Genomic DNA, 8,153 nt, shown 5'->3' with positions numbered 1-8,153 from the left:
AAACGCCGCCAACATATCCCTTCCAATTCCATATTCAATTTTCAAAGACCAGTTCCACCCCGCTTCAGAGCCCCTCAGGTGAGCCCCGCCGCGTCGGTGAACGGGCTTATAAGACCACCACACATACCCGTCAACCAAAAAATATAAGAAAAATGAAATAAAGTCATTTTCCCTTTTGCCGCCCACTTCATTGATCGGATAAAGGACACTCTGTTAACGCTATGAAAAGCTTTCTACGGTATCCCCAGACGAGATTGAGAGCGCACCCTTACAAAGCGTGTATCGTACGCATCCCTTTTCTCGTAAGCCGTTTTTCGCTCCAGGAGTCTCCGATGACGGTCGATACACTACCCTCCATTACGTCTTCTCTCTCACCTGATGAGAGGGAATGGCAGCTCATTATAGACGCCGTGGACCCTAGAATTCGTCTGATTGTTGCGAAAACCGTCGAAGAACGTGCTCCAGAAGGTGTGGAGTTTTTCTACACCACGCTTTTAAATCACCCAGAAGCCTCTCCTTTTCTGTCTAACCAGATCGTCAACGATCATTTGCACTCTGCTCTTCTAAAATGGTGTCTGTCACTTTTTTCAGCTCTCGCTCCTGACCTTTCGTCGCTTATTGCGACGCAACGCAGGATTGGTCTCGTCCATGCACGGATCCGGGTTCCACTCCATGTCGTCATGCATGGAGCGCGCCTTCTTAAAAGCACTTTGAGGCAGTCTCTTTTTGACAGTGCGCTCTCCTCGAAAGACTTGTCGACAGCAATTAACTACGTCGAGAACATGATGGATCTCGCCATAGAGACGATGAGTCGGGAGTTTGTTCGAGATCTTCAAAAAGAAATCGAGACAGATGAAGCCTATCGATTGATAACTTTAGGACAGGATGTCACCCTCGAAAGGGAGGTGCAACGTGCCGCCCTACTGGACTGGGGCCACAAAATTCTTCTGTCCATTTGCTGTAACGCTCCCCCTCCCCTCCCCCTCCTAGAATCTTCCGGCTTCGGGTTATGGCTTAATCACAAGGGTAGTCTTCTTTTCCCCAACACTAGCGGTATCGAACATATCAGGACTGCTATCCGCAGGATTGATCATGTTCTGGTTCCTTCACTCGCTCTGGAAATACCGCCAGCAGCGACACGCATTCATGAACTGCAAGCACAAATCGAAGAAATTCGTTTTCTGATGGATGATCTCTTCAAAGAAAGCGAAGCTCTTGAAAGTGGCCGCGATCCCCTCACCTGCACTTTGAACAGACGCTTCTTACCAACCATCATGGCAAGAGAAGTTGCCCAATCTATCCGGAGGCAAGTTCCTTTCAGTATTCTGATGATCGATATCGACCACTTCAAAGCAATTAATGATCGTTACGGTCACACCGGTGGCGATGCGGTTTTGCGTCAAGTGGCGGAAAAACTGGTTGCATCCTGTCGAACGAGCGATTTCATTTTCCGTTATGGCGGCGAAGAATTTCTTGTTGCTTTGGTAGAAACTGATGCACAGCGTGCGTTCCAGGTTGCTGAGAATATTCGCGAAAACATTACTCAAATCTCCACACAGCCAACCGGGAGCACGTCCTCTGTCACTGCTTCAATCGGAGTTGCCCACTTTGAAGGGCACCCCGATTATACGCATCTCATCGAGGATGCGGATCGCGCCCTGTATTATGCGAAGGCACGTGGCAGGAACTGCACAGTCATTGCAACGCCCAACTTGGACAGCCTGCCACGTTATTAACATCCAGAATGAAGGATATTGAAAGCCGCGCTTGGATTTATTCCTTACCAAGCGCTGTATTCAGAACCGCAGCCAGCCTCACACCAGCTTGTTGTAGTCGCAACTGAATGACGGGCCATGCGATCGACGTGTACGCATCGCGTATATCTGCAGCCTTGGTCTCGGGAAGAGCTCCGTAAGCAATAGAACGGGCGAGAGAATGGCTTTCGTCGGTCCAATCAACTACCGCGTGATACAGATCACCTCCAGAAAGATCAGCAACCCAATATGTCGTTTCGTCTGCTGTAATGGTGGAAGCCAATTGATTGGCCTCTGCGCGGGCTTTGGTAAAATCAATCGTGTAATGTGGCCCCACAACCAGCGAAGCCTGACGATCCAGCACGCCCTCATCCCAAAGAGCATGAAGATTCATATGCCCGTTCTCTGTTTCTCCATAATAGGAAAGACGAATGGCATTTCCGCCTTTGTCATGATCGCGTTCAGCCGCGTGCAAGGGTTGATGCAAATCACCTACAAGATGCACAACCCATTTGAGAGCATCCAGCCTCTGCTGCGGTGTGGCTGAACGATCTGCCAGTTGCTTTTCAAGCTCTGGAAGTTTTTCAACAACGCAATTGCCGTCCGCACAATCACGATCACGTTCGTAGGCTGGGTTGGCAACATCTGTGTCGACATAATGCCACACCAAGGTTTCTGGGAGACCGCCCTTCTTTTTGGGAACATGCCCGATCGTATCGGGCCAGGATGCAACCTGATCTAATGTTTGATGCCCCTCCAAAGCAAGGAGAGCCTGAACGGCCTTTGCAGCTTCCGGTGTCAGACGGTCCTGAGCAATGTCAGCAACAATCGCATGACCATATGGTCCCCATGCGTGAGCCTGCGGAATACTGAAAAGTCCGGAAACGCAAGCTAAAGCAGCAGGAAATATCCATGAGCGCATAGAGAAAATCTCAAATCAAAGATGAAAGCTAATTTCGTTCTCTCATTCTTGCGGAATGCTCACAAGAAAAACCGGCAAGGTTGCCGGTGCTAACGGGGCTGTTTTTTATTCACCCCAAAAATGACCGAACGGTTCAGTAACCTCTTTTCAGCAAACGCGTCTGCCCTTACACAGGAACAAGAACAAGCTGACCCAAACATCGAGGTACACTTGCAACAGTCGGACCCACAAACAAAAGGTGCCTCTGCTCCAAGCTGGAAGCTGTCAAGGGGAGAGAACGGTCCGGTTCTGTCTCTGCAAGGTTCCTGGACAGCCCGCAGCGGCAGCATTCCCTCTTTTCCGAAGAATGGTCTTGACGATGCTCCGGCCGGAAGTGTGCTTGCATTCGATACACGGGAAACGGCGCGCTGGGACACAGGGCTTATTGCTTTCCTGTGGGACGTCAAACGCATAGGTCATGACAGGCACATCACTCTGGAGACACAGAGTCTTCCGGCACCGATGCGGCAATTACTTGATCTTCTGCCAGATGTTCCGGCGACCAAACCTGCTCCCCGTCCGAAACGTCTTCCCTTCCTGGAAGCTGTCGGCGGACGTACCCTGAGCGGTCTGACCGAAATCGGAACCGTTGCCAGCCTTGGCGCCATGACGGTGAAGGGCGGCTTTCTGGCGTTAAGCGGTCGCAGCCGAATGCGCTTTGTCGATCTTCTGACCGATACGACGAATGCTGGCCCCTACGCTTTGCTGATTGTTGGCATCGTCAATTTTCTCGTTGGGGCCATTCTCGCTTTCGTTGGTGCTGTGGAACTCCAGAAATTTGCAGCCGGGATCTATGTTGCGAGCCTGGTTGGGATTGCGATGGTGCGTGAAATGGCGGCTGTCATGACGGCCATCATTATGGCTGGCAGAACAGGCGGGTCTTACGCTGCCCGCATCTCAACCATGCAGGGCAATGAAGAAATCGACGCGCTGAATGTTTTCGGTATCCCGACATCTACTTACCTGATTTTGCCTGCCGTTCTGTCGCTCATCATCACCATGCCGTTTCTGTATCTCTATGGTTGCCTGGTCGGGATGCTCGGCGGCTTCGTCGTGGCTATTTCAATGCTCGATATTACGGCTGCCGGATATTTCCATCAGACCGTGACGTCCTTTGGGATTGGCCAGTTCATCTTCGCATTCGTGAAAAGCATTGTCTTTGGGGCATTCATCGGCCTAACCAGTTGCCGCATTGGACTAAAGGCAGGACGATCAGCCGCAGACGTCGGTATTGCCGCAACACGCGCCGTGGTTGTTGGAATTGTGGGCGTCATCGCCATCGACGCCATCTTTGCCGTTATCGCCGACGTGGTAGGGATCTGATCCATGAGCGACACCAGACCACCCGTTCTTTCCATGAAAGACGTCACACTCGCTTTCGGCCCCAAGGTCATTCAGAAGAACATTACTCTAGACGTCAAAAAGGGCAGTATTTTTGCAGTCATGGGCGGATCAGGATGCGGTAAAAGCACGCTTCTGAAAAGCATGATTGGCCTGCTGCGCCCGACTACCGGGGAATATCTTGTCGATGGTGTTCCATATTGGGATGGGTCTGAAGCAGAGAGAACCGAGCTTAACCATCGGTTCGGTGTTCTGTTTCAGAGTGGTGCGCTCTGGAGCTCCATGACAATCGGGGAAAATGTCGCCCTTCCCCTTCAGATGTTTACGGATCTGAAGCCCGATGTCATCCGAAGACTGGTTGAACTGAAGCTTGGTTTTGTTGGGATGTTACAAGCCATAGACCTTCAGCCTTCTGAAATCAGTGGCGGAATGCGCAAGCGTGCCGGTCTGGCGCGCGCCATCGCGCTTGATCCGGACGTTCTGTTTTTCGACGAGCCGTCTGCCGGTCTGGACCCTATTACATCAGCCCGCCTAGATGATCTGATCCTTAATCTCCGGGATGGGCTGGGGGCGACGATTGTGATCGTCAGCCATGAGCTCTCAAGCCTTTTCCATATCGCTGACGATGGCATCTTCCTGGATGCCAAAACCAAAATACCCATCGCTCATGGCTCTCCACGAGACCTGCGCGATCACTGTGATGAACCTCAGGTCCATGCTTTCATGCATCGGGAACGTGACGAAGAAGGACGCAATTGATGAACAGGCAAGCTCTTGTCGGTGCCTTTGTCGTAGGCGGTATCGGGCTGGCCGTTGGGGCGTTTGTGCTTTTCGGTAACTTTCATCCCTTCACCCGCATGGAAAAGGCTGTCCTGATTTTCCACGGTGCGTCCTCCGGGCTTTCCGTCGGCGCTCCCGTCACGTTTCGTGGCGTACAGGTGGGCGCGGTGGATAAGGTTGTCATCGAATACAACCCGGAGACAAAAGACGCTTACATTCCCGTGTATGTGACCATGCGTCCCGATAATATTACCCTGACCAGCAATTCAGCGCACCACCTTCCAACGATCAGGGATCTGGTCTCCCAAGGTCTACGGGGGGAAATGAACCTTAAAAGCTTCGTTACAGGTTCGTCCGAGATTGATCTGGATTTCGCTCCGGAAGTTCCCGCTGTTTTGCACCCTGCAATTGCAACAATAACGGAAATTCCTACCAAGCAGTCTTCCATTCAGGCCATGTCCCAAACCCTGCAGAATCTTCCCCTCAAAGAGCTGGGGGATAATGCCAATGCGTCCCTTGCGGCAGTGCGGGAACTTTCTGACAGGCTGGACCGCGATCTTCCTGTATTGATCGAAAGTATTCGTTCCACGTCCGATCATAGTCGGGACATGGTTGATGCCAGTCGAGATCTGATCACGCACCTTCAGCCGCAACTTGAACAGACACTTAGAAGCCTGAACAGGCTGGCCGATGCCGGGTCAGAGCAACTCAACGCGCGCGGCAAGGATCTCCATCAACTTCTGGAAACCAGCAATGTCATGATCCAGAGAGCGGATCAAAGCCTGAGCAATATTCAGAGCATGACCTCCCCCCGCTCTTCTGAGAGAGCCAATCTGGAGGCAAGTCTGCGGGACCTGGCTTCTGCTGCTTCTGCACTTCGCGGCTTTGCCAATGATGTCGAACGCAATCCGCAACTTCTGCTGACGGGACGCCGCCCATGAAACTCTCTTTTGCTTCTTTAGCCGTTACAGGATTACTACTGAGCGGATGCGCCTCCGCACCTATCCAGTTCTACACTCTGGGCGCCCCTGCCATTGCGAGCACAACTACCGCGCTTGGCCCTACCACGCCGGTTGTTACTGTCGATCCGGTGCAAGTGCCTGATTATCTGGATAGTCAGGATATGCTTGTCAGACACGGAGACGTTCTGGACCGTAGCCCACATGGCCGATGGGCAAGCCGCCTGTCACGCGGGGTGACGGATCTCGTCACCGCCAGGCTCTCGCAGATCTGGCCATCCGTTTTCGTAACGTCGCAGACTTCAGCATCAACGCCTGGGACGCGACTGAACATCACGGTCACACGACTGGATATTGCAGCAGACGGTCAGGGCACACTGGAAGCGGACTGGTCTTTTATTCCCTCAAACGAGAAGAAACCTGTCATGCATCATCGGGCAAGTTTCACAGCCCGCGGCTCGATTGTCACAGATGCAGGGAACGTTGCTTTGACACGCGATTTGGTTGAGCAACTTTCTGCTGCAATCGGAGCCTCAACTCCACAGCTCTAAAAATATATCGCAGGGATCACGAACTGCCCTGCGATATGCCCCTGCTCACTCCGCGGGTTGAGCGGCCATTAAAGTCACGACATCGCTCCATTCTGGCGCCGCGTCCGCCGCGCCATGCCGGGTTGTCGCAAGAGCTCCGCATGCTGACGCGATACGTACCGCGTGTTCGAGGGTATGTCCCTGCGCCAAGGCAAACGCCAACCCGGCATTAAAGCAGTCTCCTGCCGCAACCGTATCGACAGGTTGAATCCGAAACGGCGCGCTATATCCGCTCTGCGTACCATCATGCCAGAACACGCCGCGACTCCCCATTTTCACAAGAGCTGCTTTTACTCCTTTGGTGAGCAGAGCCTCGGCTGCGCGTGCCGCATCCTCAACAGTGTCAGGGCGGATACCCGTCAATTGAAATGTTTCACTCTCATTGGGCGTCAGAATATCGATTTCCTGCCAAAGATCTTCCAGAAGTCCGTGTTCCGGTGCGGGAGCTGGATCAAGTACTACAATAGCTCCAGCACTCCGCGCACGTCGCGCCGCGGCAAGAACCGCAAGCTGCGGAATTTCCAGTTGCAGCAGAAGAACTTTAGCGCGCCCCAACCACTCGTCGGCGGAAGAGACATCGCTTTCATCAACAGCCATATTTGCGCCACCAACAACAGTGATGCAGTTTTCGCTGCTTCCATCAATTCCAATCAAGGCAATACCGGTTGGATTGGCCGCATCCTCACGCAGAGGAGAAAGGTCCACACCAAAGCGCTCCAGTTCCTGACGCGCCTGTATACCAAAGCCGTCCTGACCAATCCGACCTGCGAGAGCAACCTGCACTCCGGATCCGGCCGCAAGCCGTCCCGCCGCCGCAGCCTGATTGCTGCCTTTGCCACCGAGCATGACGGCGTAGCTTTCCCCATGAACTGTCTCTCCTGGCCGCGGCAGACGGGCGGCCCGAGCCGTAACGTCAATATTAATGCTTCCAAAAGACAGGATCAGAGGTGTGTTGTCGGACATGGCTTCATCTCAATAAAAAGAAGCCCCTCTTTAACACTTCACATGACTTTCCGTCAGCATGACGTGCATCATTCGGGGGTAATGTGATCAGGAAACGCCTGCATCACACCTTTGATCTGCAAACAGCCATTATAAAAAACATCCGAAAACAAGTGCTGCTCATGCCATTTCCACGGGTGACGCATTTCATCTCAGCCGCCCCTCAAAAACTTCTAAATTTCCCCATTTCTCTTCGAATATTATTTTCTATCAGAAGAGTATTATTTTCATTTTAATGCCCTCATTGTTAAGCTATCCTTCACACATTCACTTGTTTTGCACTGAGGTCTGGACGGACCTGCTGTGCGTCCTGCTCGAAACAGATATAGCTCAAAAGGTTCTGTCCGTTATGTCTTCTACCAGCCGCCAGACCACCTCCCGTTCCACGACAAAAAAAACCGCAACCTCCGCCCGTACAAAAAAAGCCGAGCCGGTTGTTGAAGCTGCGCAGGAGCCGGAAGCAAAAGTTGAAGTAATAGAGACGGAAGTCGTTTCAGTACCCGTCGTAAACCCTTTCCTTACCGACATGGTCTGTGCTTTTGACAGCGCTTGGTATGTCCGCGAATACCCTGATGTTGCAGCCGCTGGATTTGATGCCGCAACACATTATAGAGAATCTGGATATCGCGAGGGTCGGCAGCCAAACCGTTTTTTCAGCCCGCACGATTATCGCGCAGCCAATCCCGATCTTGCAGAATATGAAGGGGACCTTTTCCTGCACTTCATTTTCTATGGCATCAAGGAAGGCAGACGTCTGCGCTAGTTC

General features: G+C 52.4%; 8 protein-coding genes. 6 read left to right on the top strand and 2 right to left on the bottom strand.

The window, feature by feature from the left end; genetic code table 11:
* The first annotated feature begins 332 nt into the window (after window positions 1-332).
* Window positions 333-1,736 carry a diguanylate cyclase gene (locus tag HKD32_RS11515; protein ID WP_194258011.1) on the top strand — a complete coding sequence of 468 codons (1,404 nt, stop codon included), beginning with the start codon at window positions 333-335 and terminating at the stop codon, window positions 1,734-1,736.
* Window positions 1,737-1,773: 37 nt separating this feature from the next.
* Here the strand turns inward: HKD32_RS11515 and HKD32_RS11510 are convergent, their stop codons facing one another.
* On the bottom strand, window positions 1,774-2,676 hold the full coding sequence (locus HKD32_RS11510; RefSeq protein WP_061929418.1) for a S1/P1 nuclease: 903 nt from the start codon (window positions 2,674-2,676) through the stop codon (window positions 1,774-1,776).
* Between the two features lie 210 nt (window positions 2,677-2,886).
* On the opposite strand from HKD32_RS11510, the gene HKD32_RS11505 reads away from it, so the two are divergent.
* Genes HKD32_RS11505 through HKD32_RS11490 form a run of 4 tightly spaced genes read left to right on the top strand, consistent with a single transcriptional unit; the run spans window position 2,887 to window position 6,346 of the window.
* The gene (locus HKD32_RS11505) at window positions 2,887-4,038 is read left to right on the top strand and encodes an MlaE family ABC transporter permease (RefSeq protein ID WP_061929413.1); all 1,152 of its coding nucleotides are present in this window, start codon (window positions 2,887-2,889) and stop codon (window positions 4,036-4,038) included.
* Between the two features lie 3 nt (window positions 4,039-4,041).
* Complete coding sequence (locus HKD32_RS11500) at window positions 4,042-4,815, top strand: ABC transporter ATP-binding protein (RefSeq protein WP_061929410.1); 774 nt, start codon at window positions 4,042-4,044, stop codon at window positions 4,813-4,815.
* Entirely contained in the window at window positions 4,815-5,777 is a 963-nt protein-coding gene (locus tag HKD32_RS11495) for an MlaD family protein (RefSeq protein ID WP_061929407.1), read from the top strand. The genes HKD32_RS11500 and HKD32_RS11495 overlap by 1 nt, the downstream gene beginning before the upstream one ends.
* On the top strand, window positions 5,774-6,346 hold the full coding sequence (locus tag HKD32_RS11490) for a PqiC family protein (protein WP_194258010.1): 573 nt from the start codon (window positions 5,774-5,776) through the stop codon (window positions 6,344-6,346). The genes HKD32_RS11495 and HKD32_RS11490 overlap by 4 nt, the downstream gene beginning before the upstream one ends.
* 45 nt (window positions 6,347-6,391) lie before the next feature.
* On the opposite strand, the gene HKD32_RS11485 is transcribed toward HKD32_RS11490, so the two are convergent.
* The gene (locus HKD32_RS11485; RefSeq protein ID WP_061929401.1) at window positions 6,392-7,348 is read right to left on the bottom strand and encodes a ribokinase; all 957 of its coding nucleotides are present in this window, start codon (window positions 7,346-7,348) and stop codon (window positions 6,392-6,394) included.
* A gap of 388 nt (window positions 7,349-7,736) precedes the next feature.
* Between HKD32_RS11485 and HKD32_RS11480 the strand changes: the two genes are divergently transcribed.
* Window positions 7,737-8,150, top strand: a complete 414-nt coding sequence (locus tag HKD32_RS11480; RefSeq protein ID WP_010502614.1) for a hypothetical protein — start codon at window positions 7,737-7,739, stop codon at window positions 8,148-8,150.
* The last annotated feature ends 3 nt before the right edge of the window (window positions 8,151-8,153 follow it).

Source organism: Gluconobacter japonicus, assembly GCF_015244665.1.
In the GTDB taxonomy this organism is placed as follows: domain Bacteria; phylum Pseudomonadota; class Alphaproteobacteria; order Acetobacterales; family Acetobacteraceae; genus Gluconobacter; species Gluconobacter japonicus.
This window is presented reverse-complemented; position numbering and strand designations above follow the sequence as displayed.